The organism is Methylorubrum sp. POS3 (genome assembly GCF_043352485.1).
In the GTDB taxonomy this organism is placed as follows: domain Bacteria; phylum Pseudomonadota; class Alphaproteobacteria; order Rhizobiales; family Beijerinckiaceae; genus Methylobacterium; species Methylobacterium suomiense.
On record NZ_JAPRBT010000001.1, the window covers coordinates 326,720 to 339,996 of the forward strand.

The 13,277-nt window shown below is 67.1% G+C and carries 16 protein-coding genes and 1 riboswitch; of the genes, 5 read left to right on the forward strand and 11 right to left on the reverse strand.

The window, feature by feature from the left end; all coding sequences use genetic code 11:
* Positions 1 to 67: 67 nt before the first annotated feature.
* The 3 genes from OWC43_RS01560 to OWC43_RS01570 form a co-directional block, all read right to left on the reverse strand.
* A complete protein-coding gene (locus OWC43_RS01560) occupies positions 68 to 778 on the reverse strand; it encodes a L,D-transpeptidase (protein WP_393955445.1) in 711 nt (236 codons plus the stop codon).
* Positions 779 to 884: 106 nt separating this feature from the next.
* Complete coding sequence (locus OWC43_RS01565; RefSeq protein WP_393955446.1) at positions 885 to 1,313, reverse strand: hypothetical protein; 429 nt, start codon at positions 1,311 to 1,313, stop codon at positions 885 to 887.
* Positions 1,314 to 1,594: 281 nt separating this feature from the next.
* The gene (locus tag OWC43_RS01570) at positions 1,595 to 1,801 is read right to left on the reverse strand and encodes a DUF2842 domain-containing protein (protein WP_137829599.1); all 207 of its coding nucleotides are present in this window, start codon (positions 1,799 to 1,801) and stop codon (positions 1,595 to 1,597) included.
* Between the two features lie 223 nt (positions 1,802 to 2,024).
* On the opposite strand from OWC43_RS01570, the gene OWC43_RS01575 reads away from it, so the two are divergent.
* The 3 genes from OWC43_RS01575 to OWC43_RS01585 all read left to right on the forward strand — a co-directional run bounded on the left by OWC43_RS01575 (position 2,025) and on the right by OWC43_RS01585 (position 5,159).
* Positions 2,025 to 3,155 (forward strand): COX15/CtaA family protein, encoded by a 1,131-nt coding sequence (locus OWC43_RS01575; RefSeq protein WP_393955447.1) that lies wholly within the window; start codon positions 2,025 to 2,027, stop codon positions 3,153 to 3,155.
* Between the two features lie 3 nt (positions 3,156 to 3,158).
* On the forward strand, positions 3,159 to 4,217 hold the full coding sequence (locus OWC43_RS01580) for a glycosyltransferase family 61 protein (RefSeq protein ID WP_393955448.1): 1,059 nt from the start codon (positions 3,159 to 3,161) through the stop codon (positions 4,215 to 4,217).
* A 261-nt stretch (positions 4,218 to 4,478) separates the two neighbouring features.
* Positions 4,479 to 5,159, forward strand: a complete 681-nt coding sequence (locus OWC43_RS01585) for a hemolysin III family protein (protein WP_137829596.1) — start codon at positions 4,479 to 4,481, stop codon at positions 5,157 to 5,159.
* A gap of 6 nt (positions 5,160 to 5,165) precedes the next feature.
* Here the strand turns inward: OWC43_RS01585 and OWC43_RS01590 are convergent, their stop codons facing one another.
* Positions 5,166 to 5,624, reverse strand: a complete 459-nt coding sequence (locus tag OWC43_RS01590; RefSeq protein ID WP_393955449.1) for a hypothetical protein — start codon at positions 5,622 to 5,624, stop codon at positions 5,166 to 5,168.
* A 58-nt stretch (positions 5,625 to 5,682) separates the two neighbouring features.
* Positions 5,683 to 5,788: riboswitch (TPP riboswitch) on the forward strand.
* 70 nt (positions 5,789 to 5,858) lie between these two features.
* Here OWC43_RS01590 and thiC point away from each other — a divergent pair.
* Together thiC and OWC43_RS01600 are read left to right on the forward strand one after the other, a co-directional pair.
* Positions 5,859 to 7,751 carry a phosphomethylpyrimidine synthase ThiC gene (gene thiC, locus OWC43_RS01595; protein WP_393955450.1) on the forward strand — a complete coding sequence of 631 codons (1,893 nt, stop codon included), beginning with the start codon at positions 5,859 to 5,861 and terminating at the stop codon, positions 7,749 to 7,751.
* A 305-nt stretch (positions 7,752 to 8,056) separates the two neighbouring features.
* The gene (locus OWC43_RS01600; RefSeq protein ID WP_393955451.1) at positions 8,057 to 8,299 is read left to right on the forward strand and encodes a flagellar protein FlaG; all 243 of its coding nucleotides are present in this window, start codon (positions 8,057 to 8,059) and stop codon (positions 8,297 to 8,299) included.
* A gap of 315 nt (positions 8,300 to 8,614) precedes the next feature.
* Here the strand turns inward: OWC43_RS01600 and OWC43_RS01605 are convergent, their stop codons facing one another.
* The 7 genes from OWC43_RS01605 to OWC43_RS01635 form a co-directional block, all read right to left on the reverse strand.
* A complete protein-coding gene (locus OWC43_RS01605; RefSeq protein WP_393955452.1) occupies positions 8,615 to 8,989 on the reverse strand; it encodes a flagellar biosynthesis regulator FlaF in 375 nt (124 codons plus the stop codon).
* Positions 8,990 to 9,421: 432 nt separating this feature from the next.
* Positions 9,422 to 9,559: a hypothetical protein gene (locus tag OWC43_RS01610; RefSeq protein ID WP_171015468.1), complete on the reverse strand. Its 138-nt coding sequence runs from the start codon at positions 9,557 to 9,559 to the stop codon at positions 9,422 to 9,424.
* A 158-nt stretch (positions 9,560 to 9,717) separates the two neighbouring features.
* The gene (locus OWC43_RS01615; RefSeq protein WP_137829590.1) at positions 9,718 to 10,032 is read right to left on the reverse strand and encodes a hypothetical protein; all 315 of its coding nucleotides are present in this window, start codon (positions 10,030 to 10,032) and stop codon (positions 9,718 to 9,720) included.
* Positions 10,033 to 10,149: 117 nt separating this feature from the next.
* Entirely contained in the window at positions 10,150 to 10,719 is a 570-nt protein-coding gene (locus OWC43_RS01620; RefSeq protein WP_393955453.1) for a metallophosphoesterase, read from the reverse strand.
* 64 nt (positions 10,720 to 10,783) lie between these two features.
* On the reverse strand, positions 10,784 to 11,845 hold the full coding sequence (locus tag OWC43_RS01625; protein WP_393955454.1) for an energy transducer TonB: 1,062 nt from the start codon (positions 11,843 to 11,845) through the stop codon (positions 10,784 to 10,786).
* Between the two features lie 4 nt (positions 11,846 to 11,849).
* Positions 11,850 to 12,317 (reverse strand): protein TolR, encoded by a 468-nt coding sequence (gene tolR / locus OWC43_RS01630; RefSeq protein ID WP_137831311.1) that lies wholly within the window; start codon positions 12,315 to 12,317, stop codon positions 11,850 to 11,852.
* A gap of 180 nt (positions 12,318 to 12,497) precedes the next feature.
* Positions 12,498 to 13,202: a MotA/TolQ/ExbB proton channel family protein gene (locus OWC43_RS01635; RefSeq protein WP_393955455.1), complete on the reverse strand. Its 705-nt coding sequence runs from the start codon at positions 13,200 to 13,202 to the stop codon at positions 12,498 to 12,500.
* Between the last annotated feature and the right edge of the window lie 75 nt (positions 13,203 to 13,277).

A 13,277-nucleotide genomic window follows, 5' to 3' on the forward strand; every position in this document is an offset into this window, starting at 1 on the left:
TCGCCCTGTTCGGGACATGGATCAACCCGGGTGCGGGCGTCGGGCCGGAAGGCCGCTCGATCGCCGGTCAGGCCGGCAGCACCACCACCTTCGTCTTCACAGGCGTGCGCGCATACAGGTGGATCATGTCCTGGCTCAGCAGACCGACGCAGCCGCTGGTAATGCCGGAGCCGATCGATTCGGGGTCGCTGCTCGCGTAGATCGTGTAGAGCGTATAGGCGCCGTTCTGGTAGAGATGCAGGGTTCGGGCGCCCAGCGGATTGTCCAGGCCGCCCGGCATGCCGCGGGCGTATTTCGCCGCTTCGGGCTGGCGCTTGATCATTTCCTTGGGCGGGGTCCAAGTCGCCCATTCGGACTTGCGGCCGACATAGGCGTCGCCGCTCCACAGGAACCCGTCGCGGCCGACATTGGCGCCGTAGCGGGTGGCGGTGCCGTCACCCTCGATGCGGTAGACGTAGTACTGGCTCGGATCGACGACGATGGTGCCCGCTGCCTCCTTGGACGCGTAGGCGACCGTTCGACGATAGTATTTCGGATTGACCTTCCTGTAGTCGACCGCCGGGATCGGAAACTTCTCGTCCGGCATCGGACCGTAGATCGTCGCCGCCTCGGCCATCAACGCGCCGTCGGACGTCACGCAGCCGCCCAATCCCAGCGCGCCGAGACCGGCGGCGGAGCCGGCCAGGAAGGAGCGGCGGCTGAGAAACGGCCTTTGCGGCTCGAACGCAGCGATCCCGCCGACGGCACCGCGCGCGGCGTTCCCATGATCGATCGTCATGATCCCGGACTTCCCATGACCTGCGGCCCGACGCGACACCGAAACAGCCAAGCTTTAATTGTCAAGGGCTGCACCGAGGAGAAGCGCGGTTTTTGGCCCGAATGGCCTATCGCCGCCGCCGCCTGTGGCGCGAACGCGGCGCTTCCGCGCTGTCCGCCACCCCGGTGCCGTCATCGGCGGTCGCGATCGCGAAGGCGGCGCTGACCCGGCCGGAGCGGCGGCTGTAGCGGCTGCGACGGCCGCGCCGGCCCTCCTGCATCTCGGGCTCCTCGACCGCCGGAATGCCGGGGATCGTCGCCGTGGCGGCGACCGGAGCGGGTGCGCTCGCGGCGCCCCCGTCGCCACCCCCGACATTGCGGGCGGGCGGGCCGAACATCGCCAAGCATTGATTGTAGGCCAGATCGTTCTTCAGGCGCTCGCATTCCGCCATGGAGCGAGGCGCGCCCTGCGCCGCGACCGGGCCGGCAGAGGCCAGCAGGGAGCCGGCGGACAGCAGGCCGGACAAGAGGAGCGCGGAGCGGAACGGGTGGCGCATGAGGCGACAGGCGACCCTGGGTGAGGCGGCGGAAAAGCTTAGGCGTGGCAGACGTCGGGCTTTCTCGCTGCGGAGTGCGGCGAAAAAAGGAGCGTCCTGCGGTCCCGTCGCGCGCTTCGCGGCATTTCCGGCGATGAGGGGTCGGACCAAGGCTGCGAGCGGCGCCGTCCTGGCCGGAATGCGGCGCTGTCGCTCCCATCGGGCGGGATCTGCTATGGGCGTCGCGACCGCGCCGGTGTCTCAGTTCACGGCTTGCCCGGATGCGCCTTCGAAGTCAGCCATCACCGATCGGGGCGTTCCATCCAGCGGATCAGCGGCATGAGCGGAAAGATCCAGGCGATGCCGAGGATGCAGTAGGCGATCGTCTGGATCGCCGGATGCGACTCCGAGATCCGGCTGTCGGCCAGCGCCATGGCGAGCGGCGCGTAGACGATCACGAAGGCCAGAATGCCGAAGGTGCCGAGGAAGGTGCGCGTGCGCCGGCGCATGGGATCGGGTTACCGTCTCGTTGGGAACGCGTCCGGTCGTACCGGCCCTGGTCTCGGGCCGCAACGCCGGGGCGCTGCGTCACGGCCGCCTTCGGTCGATCCGGGTGACCGATCCGGCTGCGTCAAACCCGGCGCTGCTCATCCGCCGCGTTGCGCCCCGCCCATCGCTTCCCGTAAGGCACGGGACGCCCGGCCGTTCCGGCACGTAACCGCCCGATTGATCATGCGATTGTCCAGAGCCTCGACCGATCTCGATGCCGTGCCGGCAACGGCGCGCCCCGGCCAGCGTGCCGTGCGGGCCTGGCTCTATCTGCTGGCGGCCCTGGTGGTCGCCATGGTGGCCATCGGCGGCGCGACCCGGATGACCGGTTCGGGCCTGTCGATCACCGAGTGGCGGCCCGTGACCGGCGTGATCCCGCCCCTCAGCGACGCGGACTGGGCGGTGGAATTCGGCAAGTATCAGGACACGCCGCAATTCCGCATCCTCAACCAGGGCATCCCGCTGTCCGACTTCAAGACGCTCTACTGGTGGGAATGGGGCCACCGTCTGCTCGGGCGCATCGTCGGCTTGGTGTTCTTCCTGCCGTTCCTGTTCTTCTGGGCCCGCGGCTTTCTCTCGCGGCGCCTGCTTCTCGGCCTGCTCGGACTGGGATTGCTCGGGGGGCTTCAGGGGGCGATCGGCTGGATCATGGTCGCCTCGGGCCTTCAGCCGGGCATGACCGCAGTGGCGCCGCTCAAGCTCGCGCTGCATCTCACGACGGCCAGCCTGATCCTGACCGGCCTCGTCTGGCTCGCCGCCGGCACGCGGTCCGGTGGGCTCAGCCCGGCGCCCGGCCCCGTGCGTGCGTTGGCCTGCCTGATGCCCGCCCTCGTTCTGATGCAGATCTGGCTCGGCGGGCTCGTGGCGGGGTCGAAGGCGGGGCTGATCCACAACACGTGGCCGGACATGGATGGCGTGTTCGTCCCCTCGGCGCAGACGCTGTTCTCGCAGGTGCCCTGGATCGAGAACTTCGTCGACAACCTGACCCTGGTCCAGTTCAATCACCGCCTCTTCGCCTACCTCGTCGTGCTGGTGGCGGTGATTCACGCGGTGGATGCCGTTCGCCGTTCGGCGGGCGCCGCCGCGGGACGCGCCGTCGGCGTCGCCGCTCTGGCGACGGCGCAGATGGGCCTCGGGATCGTCACTCTCCTGCTGCAGGTTCCGCTCTGGGCCGGTCTGGCCCATCAGGTCTTCGCCATGGCGGTCCTCGTGATGGCGACGGTCCATGCCCGGCTCAGCCTCGGCCTCGGCGCGGCACCGATCGTGTACCGGCCGACCGTGCCGATCGGCTTCGAAGCCCTCGCCGGACGATAACCGGTGGCGCGGCCGGCGCGGGGTCGGCTCCAGCCCTGCCGAACCCTGTGGGGCACCTGCGAGCGAGTCGAGGCGCTGCCCCGCCTCCGGCGCTACGGCCGCGTCGATTTTCATCCCGTGCGCACCGACGGTCCCTGGGGCCTGTTCGGCCGCGATGGGCGCTGTCTCGGCGCCGGGCGCGCTCCCGTCGCTGGGGAGAGCCTGACGGAACCGGACCAGGTCGAGACCGGTCCGCTCCTCTTCATCGGCCTGCTGGCGCTCCATTACGGGCATTTCGTCGTCAATACCCTGCCGCATCTCTGGCCGCTCGTGGGCTGGACGGGGCCCCGGCCCAAGCTGCTCTGCCATGCCGAGCCCGGAAGCTGGCATCGGGCGCCCTTCCTCAAACGCATTCTGGAACGCCTCGGATATCGTCTCGACGATCTCGTGACCTTCGACCGGCCGGTGCGTCTCTCCGACGTGCTGGTCCCCGATCCGGCGCTCCATGAGCAGACGCGCGTTCACACGGTCTATGGCGATCTCTGCCGCATGGTCGGGGAGGGCTTCTGGGCGGCGTCGGAAGCCGATTCCGTGTCACGCCCGGTCTATCTCGCCAAGACGCGGCTCACGTCGGGCGTCACGCGCTTGGTCAACGAAATCGAGATCGCCGACGAACTCGATCGGCACGGCGTCGAGATCGTCACCCCGGAGACCCTCGATTTCGGGGCGCAGATCCGCCTGATGTCGAGCCGGCGGGTCCTGCTCGGCACGGTCGGCTCGGCTTTCCACGGTTCGGTCTTCGCGGCACCGGGCCGGCGCCTCGTCGGCCTCAACTGGCAGCCCGCGCTCAATGCCAATTTCCCCCTGCTCGACGGGCTCAACGGCACGCAGGGCCGCTACTACCATGCGCCCGGCACGGTCCTGCGCGAGCCCGGGGCCTTCGAGGTCTCCTGGGAAGTGCCCGATCCGCGCGGGCTCGCCCGCGACCTGCTGGAACGGGCCGAGCGTCTCGACCGAGGGGAGCCAGACCCGCGGACGGGCATCTGGCAGCGACGGATCCGCGGCTTTCGGTCCCGATCCTGATCCGGACGCCGGTTTCAGCCGTTGGCCCGGAACCTGCTGCGAGACGGGGGTCGGTTCATGAAAGCGTCGCGAACCGTGTCGATTCTGTCCCATCGCTCGAACGGCAATGCAGCATGAACTTCGTCTCTTCTTGCATTGCACAAGGTGGGAGTAGTCGTCGTTTGTTCACGAAGGGTGTGGAACAAGATGGAATGCGTAGTTCGCTGATGGAACGACTCGTGACGCTGAAGACTTGAGGTTCGACCAGTACGGGAGCAGAGGATGATTCTCGCTGAGGACGGCCGGCCTGTGGCTCTGACGTGGAACTACACGCCCAGTGAGATGCGGGCGGATGGTGCCGTCCATGTGGCGGGAGTCGTTCTCGGAGTTCTCGGCGCGGTTTGTCTGATTGTGACAGCGGCGCTCACGCATCTCGGTTGGTTGGAGCGGGCCTCTCTCCTTGTCTACGCGACCGCAATGGTGGCGATGCTCGGCGCGTCGGCGGCCTACAACATGTGGCCCGTCTCGCCGCGCAAATGGATTCTGCGCCGCTTCGATCACGCCTTCATCTATCTGATGATCGCCGGCACCTACACGCCGGTCGTCGCCCTGGTCGGCTCGGGGCCGGTCGCCTGGAGTCTCCTGGCCCTGGTGTGGACGGTGGCGCTCGCTGGCATCGCCATCAAGATCCTGATGCCGGGCCGCTGGGACCGCGTCTCGATCGTACTCTACCTGATGCTCGGCTGGAGCGGCGTCCTCGCCTACGAATCGGTCATCTCGGGCCTGACGCCTTCGGCGTTCTGGCTGCTCGCTGCCGGCGGTCTGCTGTATTCGGTCGGCGTCGTCTTCCACGTGTGGCGCGGATTGCCGTTTCAGAATGCGATCTGGCACGGCTTCGTGCTCGCCGCGACCGCGTGCCATTACGGCACGATCATCACCAGCGTTCTCGCTGCCGGAGCCTGAGCCTCCTCAGGCGGTCTCGGGTTCGCTGCCTTCCCCGATCGTATCCGAGGCCCGCTCGACGGCGCTGATCGCGTCGAGAAGGTGCTGAACGCTCCGCTCGACCTCGATCTGCGGGCGATTCATGGCCGCCGCCCGCTCCACCAGACTTTCGAGTTGATCCAGCAACTCCAACAAATCGCTGGCCACGGCAGCGGCATCGCTGGCAGCGCGGCGATGCGTGGCGGGTTTCAGTTTGCGGAAGGGGACAACCGTGCTCATCGAGTGTCTGTGTCGCGGATGGCGCGGCCGGGCACCACCCCAGGACCCGCGCCCATCCACATCTGCGGGGCGATTGCGGCGCGTCTGCGGGCGTTCCTGCTCGGATTGGTGAGTTTTGGGTGAGGCGCTTCTTCTGGATACGCGGCAAACCGGCAAGGTTCGGGCGAGGCGCCCCTTCACCGGAAAGCCACCGGTAAAACCGAACACTCCGATTCGTCCGTTTCACGGCACGGATTGACAAGGATGGCGCGGCGGAAGAGGTTGGAATCGTTCCGAGGGGGGCCCTGTACGGGGCTGAGAGTGGGCGCGACGCCCTGACCCTTGAACCTGATCCGGCTCGTACCGGCGGAGGGACGGGAACCTGTGGCCGGCGCGAGAGGCGTCGGCCTTCCGCACCATCGTCGGGACCACGGGTCGCCTCCCACGCCAGGAGCGACAGCGATGAACGCACCCGTCCGTCCCAAAGATTTTCCCCAAGGCACTCCCGCCAGCGTGACGACCGGACCGGTCCAGGGCTCGCGCAAGGTCTATGACGCTGTCCCCGGCCATCCCGATATCCGGGTGCCCTATCGCGAGATCGGCCTGTCCGATCCGAAGGAGGCGCCGGTGCGGGTCTACGACCCGTCCGGCCCCTACACCGAAACGGATGCCGCCATCGATCTTGAGAAAGGCCTCCCGACGGCGCGCGAACCCTGGATCGCCAAGCGCGGCTACGCGGCGGTGAAGCCCCGCGAGGTGAAGCCCGAGGACAACGGTTTCGCCTCCGCCGATAAGCTCGTCGCCCCGTGCCCGGCCGAGCGGACGATCCGCAAGGCGGCGCCGGGTCAGCTCGTGACGCAGTACGAGTTCGCCAAAGCCGGCATCATCACCGAGGAGATGATCTACGTCGCCCACCGGGAGAATGCCTGCCGCGCCCAGATGCTGGATCAGGCCCAGGCCGCCCTCGCGGACGGGCAGAATTTCGGCGCCGCGATCCCGCCCTTCATCACCCCCGAATTCGTGCGCGAGGAGGTGGCCCGGGGTCGTGCCATCATCCCGGCCAACATCAACCACCTCGAACTCGAGCCGATGGTGATCGGCCGCAACTTCCTGGTGAAGATCAACGCCAATATCGGCAACTCCGCCGTGACCTCGTCGGCGGCGGAAGAGGTCGAGAAGCTGGTCTGGTCGATCCGCTGGGGTGCGGATACGGTCATGGATCTTTCGACCGGCCGCAACATCCACAACATCCGCTCCTGGATCGTGCGCAACTCCCCGGTGCCGATCGGCACGGTGCCGATCTACCAGGCGCTGGAGAAGGTCGGCGGCGACCCGCTCAAGCTCGACTGGGAAGTCTTCAAGGACACGCTCATCGAGCAGGCCGAGCAGGGCATCGACTATTTCACGATCCATGCGGGCGTGCGCCTCGCCCACGTTCCGCTCACGGCGCGTCGCACCACCGGCATCGTCTCGCGGGGTGGCTCGATCATGGCGCGCTGGTGCCTCGCCGGGCACCGCGAATCGTTCCTCTACGAGCGGTTCGACGAGATCTGCGACATCATGCGGGCCTACGACGTCTCGTTCTCGCTGGGCGATGGTCTGCGCCCCGGTTCGATCGCCGATGCCAACGATGCCGCCCAATTCGCCGAGTTGGAGACCCTGGGCGAACTCACGCAGATCGCCTGGGAGAAGGGCTGCCAGACCATGATCGAGGGCCCCGGCCACGTGCCGATGCACAAGATCAAGGTCAACATGGAGAAGCAGCTGCGCGAATGCGGCGAGGCGCCGTTCTACACCCTCGGCCCGCTGACGACCGACATCGCGCCTGGCTACGACCACATTACGTCGGGCATCGGCGCGGCCATGATCGGCTGGTTCGGCTGCGCCATGCTCTGCTACGTCACGCCGAAGGAGCATCTCGGCCTGCCGAACCGCGACGACGTGAAGACCGGTGTCATCACCTACAAGATCGCCGCTCACGCCGCCGACCTCGCCAAGGGGCACCCCGCCGCGCAGCTGCGCGACGATGCGTTGTCCCGCGCCCGGTTCGACTTCCGCTGGGAGGATCAGTTCAACCTCTCGCTGGATCCGGACACGGCGCGCAGCTTCCACGACGAGACCCTGCCGAAGGACGCCCACAAGGTCGCCCATTTCTGCTCCATGTGCGGCCCGAAATTCTGCTCGATGAAGATCACGCAGGATCTGCGCGCCGACGTGCTCGCCATGGAGGAGGCCGGTATCGTGCTCGGCGAGGCCAAGCCTCTCTCGGAAGAGGAGCGCAAGGCCGGCATGGCGGCGAAATCTGAGGAATTCTTGGCCGAGGGCGGCAAGCTCTACGTCGAGGCGGCCGAGTAAGGACGACAGGGGGCGGTCACGAGGGCCGCCCCTTTTTCTACCAGAGGGAACATTCGCTCAAATTGTTCGGACCCTCTCAACGGACTATCGACGGTATCCCACGTCGGTAGGGGAGAGCCGCCAGCTCTTAAGACTCCGCTCACGGGAATCGCGATGTCTTGAGGTTCATGCTTCGTGCTTGAACCGAAAGGACATCTGTCATGGACCCGATCCGTCCGTTGTCCCCATCGCCCTCCGTCGGGCCTTCCAACGCCGTCACGCCGGTCCGCCCCGTCGTCGGAGCGTCGAATGGATCGGAGCCTCGGGTGCTCGATCCCGCCGTCTCCATCGATGTGCGCCCGCAGGCGGGTGACGCCAAGCCAACCGAGCCGGATCGGCGCGCCTATGTCCGCGACCGTGATAGCGCGGCACTCGTCTTCCGCGTGACCGATCCCAAGACCGGCGACGTGGTGATGCAAATCCCCGACGAAGTCGTCCTGCGCGCCCGCGCCTATGCCCGTGAAAACACGGCGGCGTTCAGCGGCGAACGGCTCGTCAAAACAGCTTGAACGGCGAGCCTCCGATCGGAAATCCCGCTCGGTTGCTCTCGCGCGGAACGGCTCGACCCGACATTTCTCGGGAAGCTCCGATGAAACACGCGCATATCACTGGCCGGTCGTCGCGATAGCGAACTCCGTCTGTGCACCTCGCCGATCAGGGGTGAGGCAAAGCTCATTTCTCGGAGAGGCGATCAGCCCATCGTGGGCCAATTCAGCAGTGCATCGCCGTCGCGCTTCAGCGCCGGCATGAGTTTGAAGACAGATGCGGAAACGCGACGTGGTTCGCTGAGCCGACGCCCCTCGAACCGGCGCCCTGCAATGCGCTCAGGCGCTCGCGCCGGGATCGCCCTGGAGGCCGGCGGCGATGTGGTTGTTCAGCGAGACGAGAGACTCGATCTTCTCGCGGTTCGGCTCGATCATCGTGTCGACGATCGTGCGGAAGACGTAGATCGACAGGCGGCTGATGCCGGTGCGGATCTCATCGGGGATCGGATTGGCCGGGTCCGTGACCGCGGCAGCGAGAATCGTCCAAACCCGTTGATTGAACACCAGGGCTTCGTTGAGGGCGGTGCCGGAGGTGACCTCGGAGCCGAGGGCCTGAAGCTTGCCTGCCGCCTTCAGCAGAACGGCAGCTTCCGCCTCACGGGGTGGAAGCGCGACATGCGCGACCTTCGCGTAGGCACTGGCCCCATACGACATCGGCTGATCCCTCGTGCGCCGGACGCATATGACGTCCGTCCGGCCCATGTGGCATCCGGTTTATTAAAACCCCGTATGCAACATGGGTTGCCGTAATGGCGCCCCGAAAGGGGGCGAGGGGTCTGTTGTGGACAGCTCGCGCCGCGATCCGGGTCCGGGACCCGACACGAATGACGAACTTCTTTTTAGGCCTCATTGCCGGCTGCATTATTGCCGGCGTCGTCACCATCTCGGCGGCGCGCAATCCCGCCGTCCAAACGCGTCTCGGGCTGATGCCCACCGTCGCTCAGGCTGCTACGCCCCCGATGCCGATGGCCCGAATCGAGCCGCCGCGTTGCCCCGAAACACGAGCGGAAACGCCTGTCGGTCGAACTGACATGCTATTCTCGCGGAGCCGTCTGTGGTCGATCAAGCCCTGAGGCTCGAGTGACATCAGACGCTGGTGCCGATCAGGAACATCACCATCGTGGTGGCCAGCGTGCAGCCGAGGAAGCCGCAGAGAGCTGCCGCGAAGGACGGACCGGTCTGCAGGGAGGCGGTCTGGGTGGAGGTGTCGGCAACGATGTTCATGACAAGGCTCCGAATCAAGCGATCTCGTTTAATTGACGATGTGGCGAACGGTCAGGCTCGGCGGTGCGTGGACGCACGTCGAGGCTCGACAGAACAAGGCTCTGCCGGGTCACGTCAGGTGATGTGTGGGTGGGGTAACGTCGCTGGCGACGCCGCCCTCAATCGCAGCGATTCAGGCGCTTGGCGACGCGGAGATCGCGAAGTTCGCTGCGGAGATCGATCGAGACCACGTCGGCCCCGCAATCCTCGAACGCATCCTGCGCCTCGTGATAGCGGTCACCCACTTCGTCGAGGGTGTCGCAGACCCGATCGTGATTTCCCAGACGCGCTTCTTGGCGCGCCTGATAGCGTAGAGCGCCCGCTTCCTCGACCTTGCGCCGGCCGTCCAGGCAACCGGGCGCCGCAACGGCGGATGTGGCGATGCTTGCGCCGACGAGAACGGCCGTGAGGCCGGCAAGAACGGTGTAACGCATGGACAAACCGACGATGTTTCGACCGAGGTCGTGGGGGGTGTAACCTTGCGAAACCGATACTCTGTCAGCTTTCGCTGCGACGCATCGCCCTCGCTTATGGTCTGATGAACGGTGCGGCTAAGCCGATGGTTCCGGCAACTTTTCAACGCCCTTGACGGAACCTTTGCGGGACGACCGTGCGCTCCCGCCTCGCCGGCGCGATGACAGAATTTCCGCCAGCGTCACGGGCCGAAGGCTCTGTGCATCGACGCCAACATCGTATTGGCGTGGGATCGGCTTGAGCCGTCCATGGGAATGTCCGTGGAGATTGATGGCGCCGCGTCCGAGGCCATTCCAAGTCCGGAACGCGTAGTGACAGAGCACCAGCCGGCGCTCGTCGACCGCAATCTCCGCGTAATGCGCCACCGATGCCCAGCCCGGCGCGGACAGCGTTGCGGCCTTGTCGTTGTTGCCGACGATGAGATGTTTGTGCCCGTTGAGGGCGGCCAACATTTCAACAATGCGTTCGGGCGGCGGCCCGAGGGCGAAGTCGCCGAGATGCCAAACCGTGTCGTCGGGACCGACGACGGCGTTCCAGCCGTCGATCAGGGCTTGGTCATGGGTCGGGAGGTCGGGGAAGGGGCGCCGGTCGATCCGGAGGATGCGCGGATCGCCGAAATGCGTATCGCTGGTGAAGAAGGTCGCCATCGAAGCGGCATGTAGTGCGGCGAGACCGGGCGCGACATGCCCGGTCTCCTGATGCAAATCGTGCTCAGTCGGTGAAGCGCATCGGCACCGTCACCGACAGGCTCGGCTGGTCGAAGCCAGCGGGAGCCGGCGGCAACGAGCCCCGAACCGCCGCGAGTGCAGCGGAATCGATCGCTGGAATGCCGCTGCTCGATGCCAGAGAGGCACTCGTCACCGAGCCGGATCGGGTCACCGTAAAGCGAACGGTCGCGACGCCGCCGCCGGTGCCGCTGGCGGCATTGCGGTTCATGCGACCCCTGATGGTCGAGGACAGCATGCTCTTCCAGGCCGCTAGGGCGTTCGGATTACCGCCGCCGCTGCGTTGGAGTTGGCTCGCCTGCTGATTCGCCTGCGCGGCACCCTGGGCGTTCTGCGTGGCTCTCCGGACCGCGTCTCGCTCGGCCTTGGCTTTGATCGCGGCCTTGCGCTGTTCCTCGCGGACCTCACGACGCTCCGCCTCACGCTTCCGCTCCAAGAGCTCCTTGCGGCGGGCCTCGGCGATCTTGGCCGGATCGGGCTCCTTGGGCTTGGGCTTCACGGGCTCCTTCGGTTTGACCACGACCGGTGGCGGGGGCGCCAGCGGCTCGGCCTCCGGCGCCTGCGAGGTAATCACCTGCTCTTCTGGGGGCGGGGGCGGAGTCTCGGGCGGTATCTCGGCCACGGCTTCCGGCGGCGGAGGCGGGGGCTCCACTTCCTCCGGCATGACCTGGGTCATCTCGGTGGGCGGCGGCGGCGTCACCTCCTGCGGTACGACCTCCGTCACCTCCGGCGGCGGGGGCGGCGGAACGGGCGTTTCCTGGGTTTCGATCGGATTCACCGTCGTCGGCTCGGCCTCAGGCTTGGCCTCTTCCGGCACGGGCTCGGCCGGCGCCGCTTCCAAGGCTTCCTGCGGCTGAGCCTCCTCCATCGGGGGAGTCAGGTCGATGGAGATTTCCTGCTCGCCCGCCGATTCCGGAGCGTGCAGATTCATGTAGGCGAGGCCCGCGAGCCCCAGCAGGTGCAGCAGCAACGCGACGGCGAAGGCGGCGACGAGCGGACCCTGGCCCCCATCGGGACCGCCGGGGGCGCGTTCAGCGTAAGCGGCCATGGTGCTACTTGGCGGCTCCGGCAGCGGGGGCGGCACCGCCCGGCGATTGGGCGATCAGCGAGACCTTGGTGAAGCCGGCCTGGGCCACGACGCCCATGGTCTCCAGGATTTTGCCGTAATTCGCGTCGCGATCACCGCGCACGAGGACGACCTGATCGGGATTCTCGCCCTTCAGCTCCTTGAGGCGCGGCAGCAGCGTTTCGGCGGTGAACGGGTCCTTGGCGATGTAGGCGTTGCCATCCTTGTCGATGGACACCTCCAGCGGCTTCTGCGCCTGCGCCACCTTGGCCGCGCTGGTCTTCGGCAATTGCACCGGCACGCCGGTGGTCATCAGCGGGGCTGCCACCATGAAGATGATGAGCAGCACCAGCATCACGTCGACCATCGGGGTGACGTTGATTTCGGACATCGGCGTGGCGTCGAGGCCGTCCTCGTCGTCGCCACCCCCGGTGCGCAGGGATCCCATGGCCATGTGTTTCGCCCTCCCGGGCCGCGCGCCTTCGCCGGCCGGGCGGAGATCGCGTTGGAGTTGGTGTGTCGGATCGTACGAAGGGCGCAACGCTGACCGGGCGGCCGTTTCAGTGGGGCCGCACCGAGGCGTCGAGGGCGGAGCGCTCAGCGACCGGCCGGAGCCGGTCCTGCGCCTGTTCGATTATTCGGCCGCGGCGGCCCGGGCCTGCGGACCGCGGTCGCGGGCGAGGCGATTGCCGAGGATCGAGATGTACGAGACGAAACCCGACTGGATGCGTGCCACGTCGCCGGAAAGCTTGTTGTAGGCCATCACCGCCGGGATCGCGACGACGAGGCCGATGGCGGTCGCGAACAGGGCCTCCGCGATGCCCGGCGCCACCACCGCGAGGCTGGTATCCTGGCTCTTCGCGATCGACGAGAACGAGTTCATGATGCCCCACACCGTGCCGAACAGGCCGATGAACGGGGCGGTGGACCCGGAGGTCGCCAGCAGCGGCAGACCTCCCTGCAGGCGCTTCACTTCGAGACTGAGGGCGCCCTTCATGGCGCGCTCGATGCGGTCGCGGCGCTCGGCCCGGCTCTCGCTGGGATCCTGGTCACGCCATGCGTCGAGTCCGGCATGGACGATGCGGCCGGCGATGCCGACCTGCTTGGTGTCCACATGGCCTTCCTTGCGGACCATCGCCTCGAACGCCTTGGCTTGGCGCTTGGCAGCGGCGAGCCGCACGATCTTCTCGAAGACGACGGTCCAACACGCGAGCGAGGCGACGACCAGGAGGATCATCACGCCCTTCACGATCGGATCGGCTTGGAGAAACAGACCGATGAACGAGAGGTCATGGCCAGCCGCAGCAGCGGCTTGCACGGGCGCGGACGTCGAATCCATCTGAAACTCCTCGTCAATCGGTGTCGGTTCGCCCCGCCCCCCGGGGCCGTGCAGCCGGCGAGCCGGCTGGTCTCA

Coding starts and splice junctions, on each gene's coding strand:
- OWC43_RS01615 (WP_137829590.1), bottom strand. CDS start 10,032: ATGCGTTACACCGTTCTTGCCGGCCTCACGGCCGTTCTCGTCGGCGCA.
- OWC43_RS01575 (WP_393955447.1), top strand. CDS start 2,025: ATGCGATTGTCCAGAGCCTCGACCGATCTCGATGCCGTGCCGGCAACG.
- OWC43_RS01570 (WP_137829599.1), bottom strand. CDS start 1,801: ATGCGCCGGCGCACGCGCACCTTCCTCGGCACCTTCGGCATTCTGGCC.
- OWC43_RS01635 (WP_393955455.1), bottom strand. CDS start 13,202: ATGGATTCGACGTCCGCGCCCGTGCAAGCCGCTGCTGCGGCTGGCCAT.
- OWC43_RS01620 (WP_393955453.1), bottom strand. CDS start 10,719: ATGGCGACCTTCTTCACCAGCGATACGCATTTCGGCGATCCGCGCATC.
- thiC (WP_393955450.1), top strand. CDS start 5,859: ATGAACGCACCCGTCCGTCCCAAAGATTTTCCCCAAGGCACTCCCGCC.
- OWC43_RS01605 (WP_393955452.1), bottom strand. CDS start 8,989: ATGTCGTATGGGGCCAGTGCCTACGCGAAGGTCGCGCATGTCGCGCTT.
- OWC43_RS01565 (WP_393955446.1), bottom strand. CDS start 1,313: ATGCGCCACCCGTTCCGCTCCGCGCTCCTCTTGTCCGGCCTGCTGTCC.
- OWC43_RS01585 (WP_137829596.1), top strand. CDS start 4,479: ATGATTCTCGCTGAGGACGGCCGGCCTGTGGCTCTGACGTGGAACTAC.
- OWC43_RS01610 (WP_171015468.1), bottom strand. CDS start 9,559: ATGAACATCGTTGCCGACACCTCCACCCAGACCGCCTCCCTGCAGACC.
- tolR (WP_137831311.1), bottom strand. CDS start 12,317: ATGGCCATGGGATCCCTGCGCACCGGGGGTGGCGACGACGAGGACGGC.
- OWC43_RS01625 (WP_393955454.1), bottom strand. CDS start 11,845: ATGGCCGCTTACGCTGAACGCGCCCCCGGCGGTCCCGATGGGGGCCAG.
- OWC43_RS01560 (WP_393955445.1), bottom strand. CDS start 778: ATGACGATCGATCATGGGAACGCCGCGCGCGGTGCCGTCGGCGGGATC.